At 49.5% G+C, this 20,756-nt stretch carries 22 protein-coding genes; 11 read left to right on the top strand and 11 right to left on the bottom strand.

The genetic code is table 11. The features are described from left to right. The first annotated feature begins 656 nt into the window (after window positions 1-656). Window positions 657-1,226, top strand: coding sequence for a carboxymuconolactone decarboxylase family protein (locus tag AC5JO6_RS04665; RefSeq protein WP_496079882.1), 570 nt, complete (start codon window positions 657-659; stop codon window positions 1,224-1,226). A 64-nt stretch (window positions 1,227-1,290) separates the two neighbouring features. Here AC5JO6_RS04665 and aroA read toward each other — a convergent pair whose 3' ends face one another. Beyond that, entirely contained in the window at window positions 1,291-2,670 is a 1,380-nt protein-coding gene (gene aroA / locus AC5JO6_RS04660; protein ID WP_496079881.1) for a 3-phosphoshikimate 1-carboxyvinyltransferase, read from the bottom strand. A gap of 51 nt (window positions 2,671-2,721) precedes the next feature. Here aroA and AC5JO6_RS04655 point away from each other — a divergent pair, with 51 nt between their 5' ends. Continuing rightward, window positions 2,722-3,213 (top strand): hypothetical protein, encoded by a 492-nt coding sequence (locus AC5JO6_RS04655; protein ID WP_496079959.1) that lies wholly within the window; start codon window positions 2,722-2,724, stop codon window positions 3,211-3,213. 100 nt (window positions 3,214-3,313) lie between these two features. Here AC5JO6_RS04655 and hisC read toward each other — a convergent pair whose 3' ends face one another. Next, complete coding sequence (gene hisC / locus AC5JO6_RS04650) at window positions 3,314-4,363, bottom strand: histidinol-phosphate transaminase (protein WP_496079880.1); 1,050 nt, start codon at window positions 4,361-4,363, stop codon at window positions 3,314-3,316. 445 nt (window positions 4,364-4,808) lie between these two features. Here hisC and AC5JO6_RS04645 point away from each other — a divergent pair, with 445 nt between their 5' ends. Both AC5JO6_RS04645 and AC5JO6_RS04640 read left to right on the top strand, forming a co-directional pair. After that, window positions 4,809-5,285 (top strand): hypothetical protein, encoded by a 477-nt coding sequence (locus AC5JO6_RS04645; protein ID WP_496079879.1) that lies wholly within the window; start codon window positions 4,809-4,811, stop codon window positions 5,283-5,285. Window positions 5,286-5,603: 318 nt separating this feature from the next. Beyond that, window positions 5,604-6,128 carry a type IV pilin-like G/H family protein gene (locus tag AC5JO6_RS04640; protein WP_496079878.1) on the top strand — a complete coding sequence of 175 codons (525 nt, stop codon included), beginning with the start codon at window positions 5,604-5,606 and terminating at the stop codon, window positions 6,126-6,128. Window positions 6,129-6,610: 482 nt separating this feature from the next. Here the strand turns inward: AC5JO6_RS04640 and AC5JO6_RS04635 are convergent, their stop codons facing one another. From AC5JO6_RS04635 to AC5JO6_RS04625, 3 genes are read right to left on the bottom strand one after another with little or no spacing between them, the layout of a single operon-like run. After that, window positions 6,611-7,918 carry a glycosyltransferase family 4 protein gene (locus AC5JO6_RS04635; protein WP_496079877.1) on the bottom strand — a complete coding sequence of 436 codons (1,308 nt, stop codon included), beginning with the start codon at window positions 7,916-7,918 and terminating at the stop codon, window positions 6,611-6,613. A 58-nt stretch (window positions 7,919-7,976) separates the two neighbouring features. Beyond that, a complete protein-coding gene (locus tag AC5JO6_RS04630; RefSeq protein ID WP_496079876.1) occupies window positions 7,977-9,188 on the bottom strand; it encodes a DegT/DnrJ/EryC1/StrS family aminotransferase in 1,212 nt (403 codons plus the stop codon). After that, window positions 9,185-10,171 carry an NAD-dependent epimerase/dehydratase family protein gene (locus tag AC5JO6_RS04625; protein WP_496079875.1) on the bottom strand — a complete coding sequence of 329 codons (987 nt, stop codon included), beginning with the start codon at window positions 10,169-10,171 and terminating at the stop codon, window positions 9,185-9,187. The genes AC5JO6_RS04630 and AC5JO6_RS04625 overlap by 4 nt, the downstream gene beginning before the upstream one ends. A 1,176-nt stretch (window positions 10,172-11,347) precedes the next feature. On the opposite strand from AC5JO6_RS04625, the gene AC5JO6_RS04620 reads away from it, so the two are divergent. From AC5JO6_RS04620 to AC5JO6_RS04600, 5 genes are all read left to right on the top strand, one after another. After that, on the top strand, window positions 11,348-11,737 hold the full coding sequence (locus tag AC5JO6_RS04620) for a DUF3119 family protein (RefSeq protein ID WP_496079874.1): 390 nt from the start codon (window positions 11,348-11,350) through the stop codon (window positions 11,735-11,737). Window positions 11,738-11,816: 79 nt separating this feature from the next. Next, window positions 11,817-13,025, top strand: coding sequence for a DUF3086 domain-containing protein (locus AC5JO6_RS04615; RefSeq protein WP_496079873.1), 1,209 nt, complete (start codon window positions 11,817-11,819; stop codon window positions 13,023-13,025). A 76-nt stretch (window positions 13,026-13,101) separates the two neighbouring features. Further along, entirely contained in the window at window positions 13,102-13,782 is a 681-nt protein-coding gene (gene plsY, locus AC5JO6_RS04610) for a glycerol-3-phosphate 1-O-acyltransferase PlsY (protein ID WP_496079872.1), read from the top strand. A 115-nt stretch (window positions 13,783-13,897) separates the two neighbouring features. Continuing rightward, on the top strand, window positions 13,898-14,224 hold the full coding sequence (locus tag AC5JO6_RS04605) for a hypothetical protein (RefSeq protein ID WP_496079871.1): 327 nt from the start codon (window positions 13,898-13,900) through the stop codon (window positions 14,222-14,224). Between the two features lie 32 nt (window positions 14,225-14,256). After that, the gene (locus tag AC5JO6_RS04600) at window positions 14,257-14,790 is read left to right on the top strand and encodes a GIY-YIG nuclease family protein (protein ID WP_496079870.1); all 534 of its coding nucleotides are present in this window, start codon (window positions 14,257-14,259) and stop codon (window positions 14,788-14,790) included. A gap of 26 nt (window positions 14,791-14,816) precedes the next feature. Here AC5JO6_RS04600 and AC5JO6_RS04595 read toward each other — a convergent pair whose 3' ends face one another. The 6 genes from AC5JO6_RS04595 to AC5JO6_RS04570 form a co-directional block, all read right to left on the bottom strand. Further along, window positions 14,817-15,047, bottom strand: coding sequence for a DUF6887 family protein (locus AC5JO6_RS04595; RefSeq protein ID WP_496079869.1), 231 nt, complete (start codon window positions 15,045-15,047; stop codon window positions 14,817-14,819). Beyond that, on the bottom strand, window positions 15,044-15,226 hold the full coding sequence (locus tag AC5JO6_RS04590) for a DUF6888 family protein (protein ID WP_496079868.1): 183 nt from the start codon (window positions 15,224-15,226) through the stop codon (window positions 15,044-15,046). Before AC5JO6_RS04590 ends, AC5JO6_RS04595 begins: the two co-directional genes overlap by 4 nt. 59 nt (window positions 15,227-15,285) lie before the next feature. Next, window positions 15,286-16,509 carry a (E)-4-hydroxy-3-methylbut-2-enyl-diphosphate synthase gene (ispG, locus tag AC5JO6_RS04585; protein WP_496079867.1) on the bottom strand — a complete coding sequence of 408 codons (1,224 nt, stop codon included), beginning with the start codon at window positions 16,507-16,509 and terminating at the stop codon, window positions 15,286-15,288. A gap of 170 nt (window positions 16,510-16,679) precedes the next feature. Continuing rightward, on the bottom strand, window positions 16,680-16,946 hold the full coding sequence (gene rbp, locus AC5JO6_RS04580) for an RNA-binding regulator (RefSeq protein WP_496079866.1): 267 nt from the start codon (window positions 16,944-16,946) through the stop codon (window positions 16,680-16,682). 159 nt (window positions 16,947-17,105) lie between these two features. Then, complete coding sequence (locus AC5JO6_RS04575) at window positions 17,106-17,318, bottom strand: ssl0294 family protein (protein WP_496079865.1); 213 nt, start codon at window positions 17,316-17,318, stop codon at window positions 17,106-17,108. Window positions 17,319-17,738: 420 nt separating this feature from the next. Then, a complete protein-coding gene (locus AC5JO6_RS04570) occupies window positions 17,739-18,749 on the bottom strand; it encodes a metal ABC transporter solute-binding protein, Zn/Mn family (RefSeq protein WP_496079864.1) in 1,011 nt (336 codons plus the stop codon). Window positions 18,750-18,814: 65 nt separating this feature from the next. On the opposite strand from AC5JO6_RS04570, the gene AC5JO6_RS04565 reads away from it, so the two are divergent. Both AC5JO6_RS04565 and AC5JO6_RS04560 read left to right on the top strand, forming a co-directional pair. Then, entirely contained in the window at window positions 18,815-19,564 is a 750-nt protein-coding gene (locus tag AC5JO6_RS04565; RefSeq protein ID WP_496079863.1) for a metal ABC transporter ATP-binding protein, read from the top strand. 134 nt (window positions 19,565-19,698) lie between these two features. After that, window positions 19,699-20,535, top strand: a complete 837-nt coding sequence (locus AC5JO6_RS04560; RefSeq protein ID WP_496079862.1) for a metal ABC transporter permease — start codon at window positions 19,699-19,701, stop codon at window positions 20,533-20,535. The last annotated feature ends 221 nt before the right edge of the window (window positions 20,536-20,756 follow it).

The following is a 20,756-nucleotide window of genomic DNA, read 5'->3' as shown; positions in this document are numbered from 1 at the left end:
TCTTGACCGTCTCTTTGTTTTCTAAGCACTGAAGGACAGGGTTTTACACCTTTGTGTATCAGGTGAGCGTAATGGTTGAACAGCTATTTGATTGTCTAAACCATTGACCGGTCGCCAATACCTTCGCTGAAAGCGCCTGATCAAAGTTGAATTTTGCTCTCAAGCAATTGCAGTTTTTACTTCAAACTGTTGTTTTTGGCAGTTAGTTCTAGCATCACCACATTTAAGGAGTTCTAGTTTCATAAGAATTTTTGTCAAAGCATGATCGAGCAATACCAGTTCAATATGAGATCATCAGCATCAAAGCTGTAATTTGCCCCTCAATCTTTTGCCCCCCTTAAACAACTTGTCACACGAATTCTTAAGCTACGACAGTTAAGCCCCCACTGCACTGGCTGCTTCCTCAGCACTGAAGAAGTGAATGAACAACAAACTGGTAATTATGTGCACCACACGTGGGTGCGTCGTCTCTCCTAATGATTTGTTAGCCTTGCAGCTCGTTCTTCTGAGCAAATCACTGCTGATTTTTGCTCTCTAAATTCGATGGACTCGAACAGAGGCAAAAAGATTGGGCTGCATACCTGCACTGAGACGGCGATCACCTACGGCTCTATTACCTACTTGCCATCAATGTCTATGGCGAAAGGAGCCAACCAATGCAACTTCGGGCAACGTCTTCCTTAACCGACTCTCTGCATCGGCAGACGCTGGAGCAGATTAAGCAGGAATTTGGCACTGGCACAGTACCGCAAGTTTTTGAGCTACTGCAATCGCAGCCAGTTTTACTAACACACCTTTGGGGGCAGTTTCACGCGCTGGTACTGGAAGGCGATCTACCTAGAGTGCTCAAGGAAATGGTAGGGCTAGTGGTTGCAACGGTGACTCACTGCGACCATATCCGCATGGTGCTGATACAGCGTTTAGTACAGCAACACGTTGAACAACAGACCCTGATTGCTATCGTGCAGGGTCACTATGATGCGGCGGCGGTCAGCCACGCCACGCTTGCTGTGCTTAAGTTTGCAGCTATAGCGATCGCCAGCCGAACGGCTTCTGGAGCGCTCAATAAGAGCAACTGGCAGCGACTACACCATCAAACCAAACAAGCCCTGGAAGATACTGGTTTAGAAGAAGGAGAGCAGTTGGAATTGATTGCTACGATCTCGCTGTTTGAACAACTGTGTACAGTTGCCAATTTGCTCAAACTTGATCTAGACCCAGCCTAGAAAGCAGCTTGTTAGTACGACTCTGCTCCCGGTTGCATCCACTGTGAGCTGGTGGGACAGCCTGCTACTCAGGTTTGCTGGCTGTGCAGAGTTGCTGCAGGGTCGCAACGAAATCTGGATAAGAGACGGCTACGGCTTCGGCGCGATGAATCGTTGTAGTACCCGTAGCGATGAGTGCCGCGATCGCCAGACTCATGGCAATGCGGTGATCGGTGTAGCTGTCTACGTCGGTTCCGCTTAACGGTGTGCCGCCAATAATCTCCATTCCATCGGGTCGCTCTGTGATGCGTGCGCCCATTTGGTTGAGTTGGTGCGCTGTCACAGCGATGCGATCGCTTTCCTTGACGCGCAGTTCTGCCGCATCTTGAATAATCGTTGTTCCTTTGGCAACAGTGGCAGCGACTGCCAGGACTGGGATTTCATCGATTAAGCGAGGAATGAGGTCGCCAGCGAGGGTGCAGGCGTAGAGTGGGGAGCGATCGCCGCTACCTGCATACCGTACATGGAGATCAGCAACGGGTTCTCCGGCAACCAGGCGCTGGTTTTCCTGAGTGATGTCTGCACCCATGAGGGTTAAGGCTTCCAGCACACCAACGCGAGTGGGATTCACACCGACATTTTCAATCGTGATATCGGCACCAGGAACGATCGCGCCCGCAACGAGCCAAAACGCGGCAGAACTAATGTCTCCAGGCACAATTACTGATTGCCCTTTGAGCCTGGTTGGTCCGGTCACGGTGACGCTACAGGTCTCCGGATCGACCGTCAGCTCAGCCCCAAACGCTTTGAGCATCCGTTCACTGTGATCCCGCGATAGGGCTGGTTCAGTGACGGTTGTTTTGCCGTCGGTCATGAGACCTGCGAGTAAAAGGCAAGATTTGACTTGTGCAGAGGCGATCGGCGAGTGGTAGTGAAATGGTCGTAGGGTTTTGCCCTGTACTGCCAGGGGCGCAAGCGTTGCGCTTTGTCGTCCCCAAATTTCTGCGCCCATTTGCCGTAACGGCTGTACAACACGCGACATGGGGCGCGATCGTAGCGATTGATCCCCTGTGACGGTGAAAAAGCGTCCAGTATGAGATGCCAGCAAACCCAGCATCAGCCGTAGCGTTGTGCCGGAGTTACCTGCATTGAGCACGTCTGCTGGTTCCAGCAGTTGCCCCAGACCAATACCCCGAACCGTTACTTGTTTAGTGTTCAAGGTTGAAATTTCTGCACCCATTGCACGAAAGCAGTTAGCAGTGCTGTGGGGATCTTCACCTAATAACAGTCCGGCGATCGTCGTTTCTCCGTCTGCTAAAGCACCCAACATTAAGGCTCGATGGGAAATCGATTTATCTCCTGGTACTCGAGTGCGCCCTCTGAGCGCCAATCCTGTTGGTGGTGGCGCAATAATGAGATCGTGGTGGCTTTCAGCAGCATTCAGAGAAATCACGTTCAGCGGCATGGGGATCAGCTAGGCTAGATGGGCATTTCGTTAGCGATCGTACCGTCTTTTATGCAGACCCATCACCGCAGACCTGTCTGCCTCTTGCTCACTTCAACAGATTTGCCTGTCTGGTCAGGCATTGAGACGGTTGGCACACTCTATCAGAAAGATCAGGAGCAGTTTCATCTGTTAATGACGGAACCACCTGTACGCGATCGTGATTTGTTTATGAGCAGTCAAGACGTAGCAACAGCACCTCCCATCACAACGCCGCGCTTACTGTGGCTCGACTTTTCGCCCTATCAAGTGATACTGACGATGCAAGGACAGGGGCGGTTTAGCTATCGGCATGTTTGGCGGCGAGGGCTGTATGGGCTGAGCCGCTACTGGCTACATGACGAAAGTGGGCTGCAAAATGGGCAATTCCAACTGCGTAACTTCACCCGTAACCTCAAGCTAGAAACTCACCCACTCCCCACGTTTCTACGGGTTGAGTATGAACTGTGGACAGCAAAAATGCAGCTTGGACAGTACGTCCTGAATCTTGAGATTCGCCATTGATGGTAGTGATCGGGCACGCGAGGCTTTGCCCATTCTATCGTTGGTACTTTTCCCCAACAATCACCTGAGCTGTATGGCAAGTATTTTGAAAGCGCGATCGCTACACTAGGTGTAGCAATGCCTCAAGCAGCGATTGATTTTGCTCATCGGTACCAACCGTAATTCTCAGCTTGTCACTTAAACCAACTTGTTTAAAGTAACGCACCAAAATGCCACGCTCCTTTAAAGCGAGATAGATTTGCTCAGCATTACTTTTGGGTGGTTGCGTCAGCAGAAAGTTGGCTTGCGAATCCCACAGGCGAAAGCCTAGTTGTTTAAGGTCGATCGCTAGTTTGGCTCGCGACACCTTTACTTTCGCAGCGCAAGCATTTTTATAGTCCTGATCGCGCATAGCTGCGGCACCCACTAAGGAGGCGATCGCGTCAATGTTGTAGCTGTCTTTGACCTTAAACAAACCGCTTAGGAGGGTTGGGTTGGCGATACCGAAGCCAAGTCGTAACCCTGCCAACGAGTATCCTTTGGACAACGTACGGGTCACAATCACATTGTCAAATTCTTGTACCAGAGGTAGCGCAGTTTCTTCTGCAAAATCGACGTACGCCTCGTCAACGACCAACACTCCTGTCAACGCTGCTGCCAGTTGACGTAACGCGTCAATGGGAACTACATGCCCAGAAGGGCTATTTGGCGACGCAACGAACGTGACTGCACCGTTGGCAGCAATCAGTTCCGCGATCGGCAAACAGTAGTCTTCTCCGTAGGGAATCTCGATCGTTGCTGCTGGCTGCATCTCAGTCAATGTGCGATAAAGCACATAGGTTGGCACAGGATACACGACACTTCGGTTCGTTTCGGCGCAGGTACGAATAATGACATTGAGGACATCATCACTACCGTTACCCACAATCACCCAATCCATTGGCACACTCAACGCCGCACTCACGGCTTGCCGAAACTCGCTAGCGTAGGGGTCAGGATAGCGCCGCAACGACTCACCAGAGAGCGTTTGAAGTGCAGCGATCGCCTCTGGTGAGGGGGGATAAGGGTTTTCGTTTGTGTTCAGCTTGATGATGGTTGCGTCAAGCTTTGGCTGTTCACCGGGAACATAGCCAGTCATCGCGTTGATGCTAGGGCGGAAATAGGTAGTCACGGCTGTAGGGGGCAATAGCTTATTGAGAGAGAAAACCAGTGATCAAAAGTGGTAAGAGAATCAGCGCAGACACAATTAAGAGGAGTGTGCCCGCATCAACCTTAACTACGTTTGTTTTAACCACGTTTGTCTTTGGCTTAGGCATCTGGAACCTCCAAAGATTCGATATACCACCCTAGCCTAAAGGATTGAGGTCTTATTCTCAATGTCTTCTCACTCTCAATGCCTGCTTGTTCTTAATGCCCTGTAAACAGAAAAGCTGATAGACAGCAAAAAGCCCCTGGGCGTCTTTCCTTGTTTCGACTCCAGAGGCTTTTTGATTCGTACTCCTCACACCCCATAAACATATCACATGGTTGCTTAAGCTGTCTACACTTGTGACAGAAATGAAAGTGGCGCTATTGTTGAGAGCAGTGGTTAGAACCGTGAACTCACAGCGATCGCTATGAACAAACCGTTGAATGTTGAGCAGTCGATCGAACTTGCTACTCGCCTTAAGAGCAAAGCTAAAGCGCCCTTTGACAACGCGTATCGTGCTGCTCTAGACACTACAGGTGCAACCTATGTACAGGGCTTTCTAGCGATGACTGGTCAGCCTTACAAGCCCCTTGAGCATAGCTGGATTGAATTGAGCGATCGCATGATTGACCCAACGCTGCCTCATCTCAATCGATCGGCTGAAGCCCTCCACTACTTTCCGGCGCATCGGCTGACTGTAAAGCAACTCAAAGCGGCGATCGAGGAAGCGAAGGAAGACTACCCCGAAGATGACCCCTTGCCCATCTATGGTGCGTCACCGTACGAGTATTACGGCGATTTGATGCTGGGCGGCAAAGACTACCTGGCAGCCTACAATGCTGCTGCTGCCAAATGCCAGGACTTAAAACAGACTGGAGCAACTTCAAACGGGTTAGAAGGCTAGGGGATACCTAAAACCCTTTCAATCATCTCGTTTCTTGAACCTCAGCGCTCCGTAGCTTACTGAGTATGATTTGTAGGCAGGTTGAGATGTCTCCGTAGTTTTGCTGATTAAATTTACAAAATCGTCCTGGTTTTTACGGTCAAGGCTGTAAAAAGGATTGAAAGGTTTGGTTGACGCTTGTGGGTTGATCAATGGTTGCGATCGCCTCTGGCTTGATTTGAATCAAGCTAAAGAGTCTGATTTTTCGTGGGTTGATCGATCGCAACCATGGAAAACACTTAACGCATCCACCTAGAGATTCGACAGGAGCTGTTTTCTGTGAAGACTGGTCAAGAAGCGTGGCTGCTGCGTCATTCTCTGCGGGAACCCGATCAGGGCTTTACCCTACTTGAGGTGACGATCGTGTTGGTAATTAGTGGGATCTTGGCAGCGCTTGCCTTGCCATCTTTTCTCAACCAGGCAAGTAAAGCAAAGCAAGTTGAGGCGAAGATGTACCTCGGCACGCTCAACCGGGCTCAGCAAAGATACATACTAGAACATGCCCGGTTTGCTGAGAGCGTCAACGAGTTGGGCGTTACTCTCCACAACAGTCCAAACTATAGCTACTCGATTCATCTGGATAGTGCCGGTACTCAATACGCTGTTCACGATGCTAAAACGCTAAGTGCCAACCTGCGATCGTACGTTGGCATGGCAGCAGTAGCCCAAGACAGCGCGGGTAATTCAAGGATAGATACCATTTTGTGTGAATCTAAAACAGCACAGCAAGGACAGGCTGAGCAACCAATTATTAGTCCTGCTTCGGTAGCCTGCGCCACCAGCACAGAACCTGTAGGTCGATGAAACCCGCTGAGTAGCTGTTAACCTCACATTAATCTGAGTTCGATGAGGAAAGGACTGAGCATAAGCTAGGTGACTAAATTCAGTGATCCAAGCAGTTTTATGTCCAGTTTAGAGAATCTCTTCTGCCCTGTTAATCACGTCTGTCAGGGCTTTGAACGTTCTTAGCACCAGCAATTGCTTCCAGCTCATTCAATTCGTTGTTGAGCACGATCGTTGTGCTTGAGCCTACTGCATAACGATTATGATTGCTTTACAGCAGGCTCGGCGTGGATACGGTGTTGTTAAAAAATGAGCGCTGATTGAGAAGGCAATTGACTCACCCAAACCCTTTCAAACTGAGCTTTCTCGCCATCGTAGACTAGTCAATCTTCTAACCCATTTAATGTTCAGAATAGATGATTGCCACTAGCCCCAAAAGCATTCGCTGCTTAGCGATCCTGAATCGGCATCTGTGGTTTCCATCCAAACTTAGGTTACTCAACCTAATGCAACATAACAGACTGTGTTACTTCTTCAGTCACTTCCGGTATTGACTCAATCTGCCATTGAGCGATCGCCTCTTCAAACACCTCAACAACTCGATCCACTTTAGCGTCCCAGTCGAGGTAATTAGTCCTCACTCGCTGCTTGCTAGCTTCACCCATTTGCTCACGCAATTCTGGTGATTCTGCTAACCGGATCATAGCCGCTGCTAGACCATCCACGAACGCTTCCTTCGTCTCCAAATCCACCAAAATGCCACAGCTTGGATCGGCGTATTGTCCTGGACCTGCCCAGTTAGCCGCAATCACAGGCATTCCGATCGCCATAGCCTCCAGCATTGCACAGCCACCACAGTCACGGATGGCGGGAACCATGTATACATCGCACTCATGAATCAGTTTTGCAGCTGCATCAAGCGCCATCCAACCGTGAAAGTTGACCCGATCCTCAATTTTCAACGCTGCCACCTGAGCTTTTGTTGCTTCTAACAGTTCGCCACTACCAATCAGTTCCAGTACAGAGTTGGTAGTTTCTGCCACCTGCTTGAACGCTTCTATCAGGTAAGGAATCCCTTTTTGATCGACAAACCGTGCCATGTAGATAAAGCGGGTCGGTTCGCCAGGTTTCGATGCTTGGCGCTCTGTCGGCTTCCAGATCGATAAATCTACTCCACTTTCAACCACTTCATAGACTTTTCCCTGGTACCCCCACGGCAACGCTTTGGCTGTACGGTCATTAGCGACCAGTAGAATATCTGCCCGGAGTTTGCCAGGGATCAAGCGGTTCAGAAGATCGGATATGGCACGTCCAACTTGGTTTGAGAGCCGATTGAATGATGACTCTAGGTGCTGAAATGCTGGCGGGAATTCCATGCCGCCACACATCGGACCAATGACAACGGGTACGCCAACACCATACATGTAGCTGGGTGTTTTGGGCGAAATCGGCGCAGGTTCAAAGACGAGTTGAATGTTAAATTCTTTCACCAACCGCTTAACAACCGGTCGCACCTTAGACTGTGTTAGCAGATGAATCACTTGCCCTAAAATTCGATCCTGGATTTGGAACGGTACCAAACCGCCAGAGGCATGAATCAGCGCTTGCAGCCAAGTATCCTTCACAAAGTGAATTCTTTGAAACACGTTGTCATCCGGGTAACGCTCGCGCAACTCCTCACGAACGCGCTCATGGCAGACCAGCCAAGCATCGACACGACGCTCATGCAGACGATCGAAGTAGTAGAGAGCCAGAGCCGCTTCTCCACTCATTTTCATGGATGCATTTTCGGCAGCAACAATCACTTTCATTCACTTACTTTCCTTGTTTCCAAGCGTTTCACAAAACTGGATTTGATGACGAACATTATTAAACTCTGGCACTTACCCTGGAGCTAGACACAATGGTTGTCTGGCTCGGTTTTTGACACCAGTCCGTCACCCTTTCAACCACTCGTTGCACCTCTTCAATCGTCAAGTAGGGATGCATGGGCAGGCTGAGAATCTCTTGGCTGCATTGCTCTGTAGTCGGTAGCCTACGGTAATCATTAGAAAGCCGTGATTGGTAGGCTGGTTGCTGGTGAACGGGTACTGGATAATGGATGCCAGTGCCGATTTGATGTTCGCGCAAGCACTGCTGGAGACTGTCACGATCGCTCACCCGCAAAACATACTGGTGATAAACATGAGCGACATCGCCTTGCAATTGAGGCAACTGTAGCGGCAGACCTGAAAGCTGACGGGTGTACTCAGCCGCAACCCACTGGCGTTGGGAGTTTTCCCAATCGAGACGACGTAGTTTGACCCGCAAAATAGCAGCCTGTATAGGATCTAACCGGGAGTTCATACCAGCCACATCGCTGATGTACCGCTGCCGCCAGCCATACTGCCGCTGCACAGCCATCTCCTCAGCCAGTTTGGCATCATTGGTAACCACAATGCCAGCATCGCCTAACGCGCCCAGGTTTTTAGTGGGATAGAGGCTAAAGGCTGCCAGATGCCCCCACGTGCCGACTTTGCGATCGTTTAGCATTGCCCCGTGTGCTTGAGCGCAATCCTCAATCACATAGAGTCCGTGGCGATCGGCAAGCGCCATAATAGCTGGCATATTAGCTGGGTGCCCATAGATATGCACAGGAATGATGGCTTTCAGTTGTCCCATCGCTGGGTTGCTTTGCACGGAGGCGATTGCTGCTTCCAGGCAACGTACATCCATTGTGAAACTGATCGGGTCAATATCAACCATGAGCGGTGTAGCACCCACTAGCTCGATCGCTGCCACAGTTGCCACTGCCGTATGAGACACCGTAATCACAACATCACCAGAACCAACTCCGCAGGCTCGCAGTCCCACCTCTAGCGCATCTGTTCCATTAGCCACTCCAATGGCATGATTGATACCGATGTAAGCCGCAAACTCCTGCTCAAAGGCTTCAACTTCCTGCCCAAGAATATAGAAACCACTGTCTAGCACACGCTGAATAGCAGCATCGATTTCAGCCTTGTTCGCTAGATAGCTTGCCTTTGGATTGGTTTGCAAGATCATCGTTTGCTCATCTTTGGTCATAACATCCTTGGTCATAAATAGTGCTCCAGATTTTCTCGATAAAACCGCAATGTTTTTGCCAAACCATCCTGCAGAAAAACTTGGGGTTTCCACCCGATGATCGACCGAATCAAGCTGTCATCGCTGTAATAATCGCCAATATCAATTCGCTTTCGCTCGGGTGGAAACTCTCGAATGACAAATTCCCCACCGCCGTTTGCCTCGATTAACGTTTTGGCTGTATCCCGTAGACTGACAACCCGATCGCCACCCAAATTAAAGATTTTGCCTTCCGCATCACGACTCATAGCGGTCATTAGCAGTGCATCAACCACATCATCCACATAGGTGTAGTCGCGCAATTGCTCCCCTCCCCACACCTCGAAGGGTTTGCCTTCAACTAACAGCCGAATCCAGATTCCTAAAAACGTTTGACGGGCATCCTTAATCCGCATACCAGGACCATAGGTGTTTGTAAGGCGCAAGGCACTAGCGCGGATGCCATAGACATTGTTGTAAAGAATGTGATACCACTCGCCTGCCATTTTGTTGATACCATTCACGTCTACTGGACGGAGTAAATGCTTTTCATCTACAGGCAGGTAGTCTGGTTTACCGTAGAGTTGGCGGGTACTGGTGAAGACAATGCGAATCGCTGGGTTGTATTTACGACAAGCTTCTAAAATTGAAAGCTGGGCGCGGCAGTTAATTTCCAGATCAGTAAATGGATCATTCATTGAGTCCAAGTGGCTTGTCTGACCTGCCAAGTTGAACAGGTAGTCCATTTCTCGGACTAGGTAACGCATGCTGTACTCGTCCCGCACATCCGAGATGTTGACCTTAACTTTGTCTTGAATGTCAGCAACGTTAAATAGATTCCCCCCATACTCTGGAATGAGGCTATCGACAATCTGAACCTCTGCTCCTAGCCCAACCAACCGCCGTGCCAAATTGCTCCCAATAAAGCCCATGCCTCCGGTAATGAGAACCTTCCGCCCAACAAAATAGTCTTTAACCATAGTCCAGCCTTAACGTTAAGATTTAGTAAATTCCTACTTGGACGACATCGACGAAAACTGAGTTACTGCTGCATACATGCAACGATCGCGCTGTGGTCAGGACGAACACTGGCAAGATGGTATGGTCACATCATCCTGAAGCTGTGGAGCGAATCGACGACTGTCTTTGCTAGAGAGATTGCCATGAACGAGCATGAGTTTTTGGTAACCATGTGAGCGGTTGAGTCAAAGGCAGTATCTCTTTGTAAAACCTCTAGTAAGAGCGATCGCTGGTCACTCCTTAGGTTAAGAAGGAGTATTCAGGTCTCGTTCAATGGTATCAAGCCTGCTGCACAAATCTTTATAACAGCTTGAATACTGAAACTTGCGGAAAGGTAATCAAGCAAGATTATCAAATGGGTAAGAAATGATTATGCTTCCACCATTTTCGATGCGTAGTATCAGCTTGGTTGCTATTACTGTAGCCTTCCAAAAGTGAATATGCAGCAGTGCTTAGGGTGAGTTTGAGCTGAATCTGGTTAAGGCTGCTGTCTTCGATACGAGGAGAAGCCATACTATGCAGGCACATAAGGCTGAAAATGTGATATTTATCACGATCTGAACTTGAATACTCAAACTTGTGAAACCGTGGATTGTTTACTCATTCGTAATGCCGTGGATTGAGAATTTTTGCAGTAATTTTTAGCAAGAGATTGGCTAGGAATTGAAGTTCGCATAACTTAATGCAGCCAAGAGAAAAACTTCATTAAAGTTAAAATTTTGCTTAGCTTAGCTGCCAACTAAACACTCTTTGCGTATTTGTCATGCACACATAATATTCAGGCTACTCTGAGTTTCGACAGACCACAATTGTTTGTGGTGAACTAAACAGTAATTTTACTCAAGCTTTATTAACTGGATCTCTGACGGTAAGAAAACGCACAGGAAGGCGATCATAGCTTTACAAGTGACCTTGTCATTACGGTCGCTGCTATTGGTCTGACAGCCTGTCATGCTCATAGCACTTTGAGAGAACGCTTGATAGAGCGCTAGAAGACTATAGTTCCCCTATAGCTCCGACAGCTAACATTCGATGCTCATGCCGAGCTATGCCTAACTAGGAGTTAAGGTTCCGGCATTGAGCCGCTCAGCATAGAATGGAAACAGAGGCTTGTTTAGATCTGAATCTCAGGAGTAATGTCTGTGACCACAACGACTGCTTCAAGCCAGGCGACTGTGCTATCGCCCAGCTACAATTTGCCGATCGCGCTAGTGTCCTTAGCAGCCCCCTTGCTATTCATACAAGTTTGGGTCAGTCTAGTGACGGCGTTGTTTGGTTTGTTTTTGCTGTTTCAAGCAGCGACCTTACGCCTTTGCTTTACGGAAACAGCGCTTGATATTGAGCGCGGACAGACGCTAATCCGGCGTTTTCCTTATCATGACTGGCAGAACTGGCGTATTTTTTGGCTACCTATTCCAGTCCTCTTTTATTTCAAAGAAGTTAACAGCATCCACTTTTTGCCAGTCCTCTTTGATCCCAAAGCGCTACAGACTTGCCTGGATGCTCATTGCCCTCGTATTTCCTAAGCGCCAGTTGTGAGTTGGTAGATGTTAGGCTCCAGCGCGTTCTAGCTATAACGACCAACAACTTGAATTTGCATTGACTATGAACTCAGACGAATTACCGATCGCTGCGGCAGCAGACACACGCCAGTCCGAATCCACTGCTGATGAACCTGAACGGGAAGCAGTGACTGATCTTACTGCTACGGAGCCTTTAGGAATACAGGAGGCATCGGCACAGGCACTGATAGAAGAAGAAAGAATACCGCTGCTGGAACGGGTTGAAACTGAGCAGGCATTGCCATCGATCGTCACTGGCACGTCAGCTACTGTCACCGAAGTTGGTCAACGGGTCGCAGATCTCCAGCGTCGAGAACAAACGCTAAGACGAGAGATTGCTGCTTTGCAAGCATCACAGGCGCGTCTACAGGAAGAAACGGCAGCCGCACAAGCAGCGATGGGGCGGCTTGTGCAGGAAGGACTGAAAGAGCTAGAACAACGAAAGCAATCACTGCAAATTAGTGTCGAGCAGCTAGAGCGTCGTCAAGAACGGATTCGTAGTGAGATGCGAACGACATTTTCAGGCGTTTCACAGGATTTAGCGATCCGTGTGCAGAGCTTTAAGGACTACCTGGTTGGTAGTTTACAGGACTTAGCACTAGCTGCGGAACAACTGGATCTACCGCAGCCTGGAAAAGCAATGGCGCAAAGTATCGATCGAACGACTCCGAAAGAAGACCGAACATCCCAGTCGGCGACAACGCCGCAGTTTGCTGAACAGAGTTTTCAAGAGCAGACGAAAAAAATTCGCAATCTGCTGGATCAATACCGCAATCGACCAGACTATTACGGTTCTGCGTGGCAGTTGCGCCGGACGTTTGAGCCGATTCATGCTGAACGCGTCTCAAACTGGTTTTTTACTCAGGGTGGACGGGGCGCTGTGCGAACGATGGGCAGCCGCTTGCAAAATATTCTGATTGCCTCGGCGACGATCTCGATTTTGCATACGCTGTATGGCGATCGCTTGCGTGCTCTTGTCCTTGCTCAATCTCCTGAACGGTTAGGTGAATGGCGGCGTGGTTTGCAAGACTGTCTCGGTATCACCCGCAGTGAGTTTGGTCCAGAGCGCGGCGTTGGTTTGTTTGAAGACCCCATGCCACTGGCGCAAAAAGCCGATCGCTTGATGAAAGACGGGCTAATGCCGCTCATCATTATTGATGAAACAGAAGAGGATATTAGTCTGTCGCTACTGCAATTTTCGCTCTGGCTGGCGTTCGCACCAAACCCTCAAGCGGCAACCTATTCGTATTAAAGTTGTTAGGGATTAGTTTTTAGTGCGATCGCCGCGAATGACTAGCTCTGCCATTACGGATTAAGGAAACCAAGCAATGACACTCTGGCTTGCCTTGAATGGACTGCTGCTCATTGGGGCATACCTGCTTGGCTCGGTTCCGCCGGGGTATTGGGCGGGACGACTCCTGAAAGGCATTGACATTCGGGCGCACGGCTCTGGCTCGACGGGTGCTACGAATGTATTGCGGACAGTGGGTAACGTTCCAGCTCTCGTGGTGCTATTGGTCGATATTTTGAAAGGGGCAGTGGCGATCGCGGCTGTCCGATCGTTCTATACCTTTGCCGATGCCCACGCTCTGATACCGTCGATCGATGCGACTATCTGGCTGCCTTGGATCGTGACTTTAGCTGGCATGGCAGCGTTATTGGGTCACAGCAAATCAGTCTTTCTTGGCTTTGCTGGAGGCAAATCGGTTGCAACAAGTTTGGGAGTGTTGCTGGCGATCAGTTGGGTGGTTGGTCTAGGCACTTTGGCAGTGTTCGCCATGATGCTGGCAGTGACAAGAATTGTGTCGCTGAGTTCCATTGCAGGGGCGATCGCTGTTTCTGGCTTCATGCTCCTCACACATCAGCCTTTGCCTTACATCCTGTTTGGTCTTTTAGGCGGAGTTTACGTGATCCTCCGCCACCGCGCCAACATCCAACGCTTGCTGACTGGCTGTGAGCCTCGGTTAGGACAAGCAATCCCAGAAGTCAATAGCCCGCCACCCTCGTGAGGGAGATTTGAAGTTGCGGAGGGTTTTGCGGATAACTAGCTAATAGCTCTTCTCAACTTAAAGAGCCTATTAAACGATACGATCTTAGAAATTTAAGCCTTGGCTTTGCTTTACAATGATGCTCAAAATTATCGATCATTTTGACAGTAGTTTCACCCTTGACCCAGACGCTAAAGCGGTGTTGTTTGAGTTGCTTAAAAGTGATACCTTTCTTCAGCAGGTGGCTCAACAGGCACAGTCTCAAGCGGTTATCTTTACAGAACTGTTGTTTCAACCTGTTCCTTATAGTGCCGCAACTCCGAAAGGGATGCCAGCCGAGTTCGAGAAATTCCAAAATACCGCCGATTACGTGATTATCAACGTGCCGCCCAACTTTATGTTTAAGGCGAAGATTTTCAAGCCCAGTCGGCTTTGTGCGATCTATCGAAAGGCTAAAGGCTAAAAATTAATCTTTCATCCTTTATCCTTTCCAATATGCCCGAAACCCCTACGCTCTCCAGTCTAGAGTTCTTTTCCTATATCGACGATCGCGGTCAACTGCCAGAACAATTTCAGGGCAAAGTCGGTGTGTATGCCATTTTTGATCAACAGCAAACGCTGCAATACATTGGCTATTCGCGGGATGTGTATTTAAGCCTCAAGCAGCATTTAGTGCGCCAACCGGAGCAGTGTTATGGGTTGAAGGTGCAGACGATCGATCGCCCTAGTCGCACGATCCTAGAGGAAATCCGAACAGCCTGGATTAGCGAGAATGGCTCGGTGCCAGCAGGAAATGGTGCGGATGAAGGCAAGTGGACGCAGGCGATCGATGCCAAGCTGCAAATGACACCGGAGGAGCAGGCTAGTTATGCGGGGGCGATCGATGAACTCACCCAAATGAAAGTCCTTAAGCAAGTGGCTCGTCGAGCGGAGGCAGCTATCCTTGAGGTGCTGAAAGTTCGCGGCGTTCAGGTTGACATTCGCTTCAACCCTAAGCTGAAAGAAGAAGGCTTGTTAGATCTGAAGTAGCGATCGTGCTATGACGCAAGGCGCGGTTAATCTGCTGACTGATCCCGCTCAATCTGGCTAATTCTCTCCCTGAAAATCGCCTCAACTTCGCGCTCAGGATCAGCCATGTCGTAGGGGTAAGGATACCAGGGAGCATTTGGATCACGGCGGCTCATTAAAACCTGCAACGCTTCGTGAAACGCTTCATCGTTGTTCCGATGCTCTGAGATGTACTGCTTAAGTTCAGCGTTAGTCAGTTGATTCAGATCTTGAGTCATATAACAAAGTCCCAATTTCCATCTGATCGAATCACAAGTGAGATGTTGTCGCTTAATCCACCTTGAATGTAGATTGTCTTAGCCCTCTGGTCATACCGAAAAACGTTGATGGGTTGAAACAGATTAGAAAGCAGTTGACAGACAAACATGGCTGCTTCTGCTTGTGCACGTGTTGGCAAGTGATCACTCCTATCAGTACAACATTAGCGCACTGCTACTCAACCCCACACCCCATACCCTACGGATCAACCCAGCGATCGTCTGACTTGATTAAATTAATTAATTCTTCAACACCTTGCGCTTCGGGTACCTTCTTAATCTCATCGCGTCCACGATAGAGAGAAATCCAGCCTGCTTGCTTGCCCACATAGCCGTAATCTGCGTCTGCCATTTCACCGGGACCGTTGACGATGCAGCCCATCACGGCAATGTTCAAGCCTGTCAGGTGACTGGTGGCTTCACGTACCTTATGCAGCACTTCTTCAAGATTGAAAAGGGTGCGTCCACAAGAGGGGCAGGCGACATACTCCACCATCGTGCGGCGGAGTCCAAGCGCTTGCAGAATGCCGTAGCAGACGGGAATTTCTTTTTCGGGTGCTTCGGTGAGAGACACGCGAATGGTATCGCCGATCCCTTCTGCCAGCAGCGTACCAATGCCAGCAGTGGACTTGATGCGACCATATTCACCGTCACCTGCTTCGGTTACGCCCAGGTGTAAGGGGTAAGCCATACCTAGCTCGTCCATGCGCTTGACCATGAGACGATTAGCGGCAAGCATGACAGGTACTCTGGATGCCTTGAGCGAGAGTTCTAAATGGTAATAGTCAAGGGATTCGCAGATGCGGATGAACTCCAGCGCCGACTCGACCATACCTTCGGGCGTGTCGCCGTAGGTAAACATCATCCGTTCTGCTAGAGAGCCATGATTTACTCCAATCCGCATGGATTTGTTCTGGTCGCGGAGTGAGATGACGAGAGGTTTTAGCGTTTCGCGGATCTTCTCGCCAATGTCGTCAAATTCGGTTTGGGTATACTCAGTACGATCGCTCTTCGGCTTCTCAAACACATACAAACCGGGATTAATCCGCACATTATCAACGTGCTTGGCAGCTTCTAACGCAATCTTCAGCCCATTGTGGTGCACGTCCGCAACCAGTGGCACAGGTTGATACGTTGCAAGCAGACGACGCTGAATCTCCTCCATTGCCTTAGAGTGCGCCATGCTGGGGACGGTCACGCGCACAATCTCGCAACCGATTTCGTGGAGACGGCGAATTGCCGCGACTGACCCCTCAACATCCAGGGTGTCTTCATTGATCATGGACTGGACGGCAACGGGGTGATTCCCACCGATCGTAATGCTGCCGACGGGCACTGAACGCGTTTTGCGACGCTGAATCGATGTGTCAGTAGAGACGACTGTAGGAGCCGTGGAGGCAGTAGGACTGGGCAGAGTTTGCATATACTGTGCGTAAAACTTGTCAGCAAGACAGGATGAGTTGTCCCTGTCTCTACAGATTGCCACAGATAGGACAAGTTTGACGGTTAAGACGTGACAAAACTTTGTGTATGCAAGCGCCTCTGACCACACTGAATAACTCAGTGTTTGATCGTTGACGATCGCACTCAATCTTATCGCGTAGCGCTACGAGCCTCTTCGCGGGGTTTTGCCTTATTTACCTTAAGCTGACGACCCATCCATTCGGCACCGTCCAAAGCCGCGATCGCCGCATCTTCTTGAGCATCCTCAGCAAGCTCCACAAAGGCAAACCCGCGCATACGTCCCGTTTCGCGATCGGTTGGTAATGAAATGCGCCTCACTGTACCGTATTCAGCGAAGACTTCCGTGAGATCGTCAGGGGTTGCTTGATAGGACAAGTTGCCAACATAAATAGTCATGGGCGGTGAGTGAGCGAGTGGAGGATTAAAGGGTTCGTACAGAACCATCAATCCGGTGATAGCACACCCCTCCCACCTCATTCTGAAAAGTCTGATACCTGTGAGGCTCAACTTATACCACTTCCAACGGATCATTGTGAGCAAAGAGCCTTGAGTGTCTTAATCGATCGAAATTGACTTGGGTGCACCACTATTGCCATTGTGGGTACCCATTGCCGAGGGATAAACACTATCTGACTGCTGATCAAGCCAGCTTTTAACGGGGTCTTCTGAAAGGTTGAGGCGAAACAGCCCCGATAAGAAGCCACCTAGAAACGCAACAGGCTGTTGCGAAAGCTCTTTCCAGACGGGGGTTAGTTCATCAAGAAACACGAATAGATCTCCTTTAGGTGATAGGTTTAGTGCGTTGGCAGACCGTTTCAGTAGTTGGTTATCAGCGTGCAAGTAGCTAATCAATGGTCAGCTATATCTGTCAGCTATATCTGTACAAGCCACCAACTGGGCGCTCAGCCTCAACTCTTTGGTGATTGTAGCGCGAAGCGAATCGGCTTATGGGGCTAGGAGTCATCATTGGAGCTATACCGATTCAATTTGAAGCATTGCCTTTGTAGAAGAGAGCTTTAGGTCTACTCTACAAAGGCAAGTTACGGCACACAAAGAATAAGGGCAAAACGTGAGATACTCCTCCGGTTGTACCATTTCACTAAACTGCGGCTACACATGCAAGCTTCGGCTAGCGGTCAGCGGTCAGCAGCAAGAACGAATCTGTAGGGCGATTTTATAGAATTGGTATTACTTTGCCTGAAACGGTGTGTATTTGCCGCCCAAGCCCTCAACGATAACCTCTGTGTTTGCAAGCAACATCTTCTGGTAAGTATCACCCTCGCTGCCTTTCTCGCCCAGTCCATCCGTAAACAGTGTGCGATCGGCAACCCTGACACGCGCTTCTTTTGCCACCGATTCAATCAGCTTCGGATTAATGCTTACCTCGGCAAAAATGGTTGGCACTTGCGCTGTTTGAATTGCTTTTACCAGTTCCTTGACTCGCGTTGGCGTGGCTTTTTCGTCAGTGCTAACACCTTGTAAAGCGCCAATGACAGGAATGCCATATGCTCTGGCATAGTAGCCAAAGGCATCATGAGTTGTCACTAGTTTCCGTTGCGCCGATGGGATGGTAGCAATTTCAGCTTTAATCCAGGTGTTGATTTGGGTTAACTCATCGATCAGTTTTTTGCTGTTAGCAGCGTAGAGAGCGGCTTGTTTTGGTTCCAGTTGCGTCAAGTTCTTGCTGATGACTGCCGCCAGTTGAGCACCGTTTGCAGCATTGTGAAACACATGGGGATCAGCTTCGGTTTTGCCGTCTTCTTCAAATTCTTGCGGTTTTGGCACAGCCACTTCATCGATCGCAATCTTGGGGGCAGTATTAGAGCTTGCCTTGATCAACCGGATCAGCTCAGGCTCAAAGTTGTAGCCACCATAAAAGATAAGCTTTGCCTGCTCGATCGCCTTGCTATCATCCGGTTTTGGTTTGTACTCATGAGCGTCAACACCCCTATCAATCAGGCACTTAAGATTCACTGTGTCGGCGGCAATTTGCTGGGTGAGGTCACAAATAACAGTATTAGTCGCTACAACCAATGGTCGATCGCCTTTCGTCACTGGACTGCTTGTCGTTGTGGCGTTAGTGGTCGCAGATGCCGATGGGCTTACAGATAGGGGCGTTGGTGTAGAAACACAGCCGCCTAACCCAAGCAACAGCGACAGCGCTGTTAACCCTCCGATTTGGTTCCATTGCTTCAGCATAGGTTTACACCGCATGATACTTCTAGTATGGTGATGAAAATGATTCTCATTCCAGCTAAATCGTCATGCTACAGGTTCAGCAACTCAGTGTCAATTACCGCCATTTGCAAGCACTGGAGGCGATCGGTTTCAAACTGCCCGTTGGCTCACTGGTAGGGCTGATTGGTCCGAATGGAGCAGGCAAAAGCACACTGATTAAGGCGCTACTAGGGTTGATCCCGATTCAGGAGGGACAGGTGCTTTACGACGGTATACCGCTGAAACAGCAACGTCAGCGAGTTGCTTACGTGCCGCAGCGATCGCAAATCGATTGGGATTACCCGATCACAGTTTGGCATGTGGTGATGATGGCGCGAACGACTCATGCTGGTTGGTTTCGTTCACACAGTCGTCAATCGCGAGACATCGTTAGAGATGCCCTCAAACGGGTTGAACTGTTAGATTTGCGCGATCGCCCAATTGGAGAGCTTTCTGGGGGACAGCAACAGCGGGTCTTTCTGGCACGGGCGATCGCGCAACAAGCCGATTTGCTGCTGCTAGATGAACCACTCGCGGCTGTTGATAAAAAAACTGAAGCGTTAATTTTCCAAATTTATGATGAGCTTAAGGCACAGAGCAAAACTCTCCTGGTAAGCTGCCATGAGTGGGGTGGCATTCTCGATCACTATGATCAACTACTCTTGCTCAACCAACGGCTAGTGGCACATGGCTCACCCGCAGAAGTCATGACCCAGAAGAATATTCAAACTGCCTATGGCATTCCACCCGCGCTGCCGCATTTTCATGATTCACTAGAAAGCAACTTCTTTTGTTAGAAGTAGCAGTGAGCAGTCAGAAGTCAGGAGCAGGGGAAGCAGAAGGAGCCAGAAGAATTCAAAACTCCATTGCCTCACTGTCTTTGCCTCCCCTGCCCCTCATCCCCCCATTCTCTTCATTCCCTCCCCTCCCCATGCTCAACTGGCTACTGGAGCCGCTTGGCTTTGAATTTATGCGAAATGCTCTGGCAGTCGGCGTTCTGATCGGGATTTTGTGCCCTGTTATCGGCGCTTACCTGATTGTGCAGCGGATGTCGCTTTTAGGGGACGTGATGGCGCACTCGGTGCTACCAGGACTGGCGATCGCCTCTTTTCTGCGGATCAATATCTTGATTGGTGCCTTTGTTTCTGGCATCGTCAGTGCTTTTGTCATTGCCTGGATTCGCTCTCAAACTCGCATTAAAGTCGATGCAGCGATGGCGATCGTGTCCAGCAGCTTTTTTGGCTTGAGCATACTGCTGATTACGCTCTTACGCAACAAGCTCGATTTGGATAGCTTCCTGTTTGGTGATATTTTGGGCGTGACCTGGCAGGATGTGGTGGAGACAGCGCTGGTTACTGCAACGGTGTTACTGCTAGTGAGGCTTTTTTACAAGGAGCTTTTGTTTTACACCTTTGATCCGTTGGGAGCACGGGCGATCGGGTTACCAACAGAACGCCTTTACCTGGGTTTAATGGCTGCTGTCACGCTCACGATTATTGCTAGTATGCAAATAGTGGGTGTTGTTCTCGTTGTCGCCATGCTCGTTGGACCAGGAACAACTGCCTATTTGCTGGTTAAAGAACTGCATCAAATGATGGGCTTGGGTGCAGTGATTGGTGTCGTTGCCAGTATCAGCGGTATGTATACCAGCTATTATTTAAATGTGCCGTCGGGACCCTGCATTGTGTTAATCAGTTTTGGGTTGCTGCTACTGGCGCTTCTGTTTAGCCCGTCTCAGGGACTGCTAACGCAGCGCGATCGTGCTTAGAGGATGTTTTAAAAGTCCAGATGCGTGTAGCATTGGCGACTGAAGTCGCGGCTACACGCACAAAACCTACCTACGCAGGTGATAAAACCCTTACTCTGCGGTAGTCCGCGCAGGCGGACTTTGTTTACGTAGTCGCGGTTTTAACCGCCAGACACTTTTCAAACAACCTCTTAGCTCGACTTTATCCAATTAGGCAGCGTAGCACAATAGGCTGAAACAGC

It is taken from the genome of Tildeniella sp. (assembly GCF_059505325.1).
This window is presented reverse-complemented; position numbering and strand designations above follow the sequence as displayed.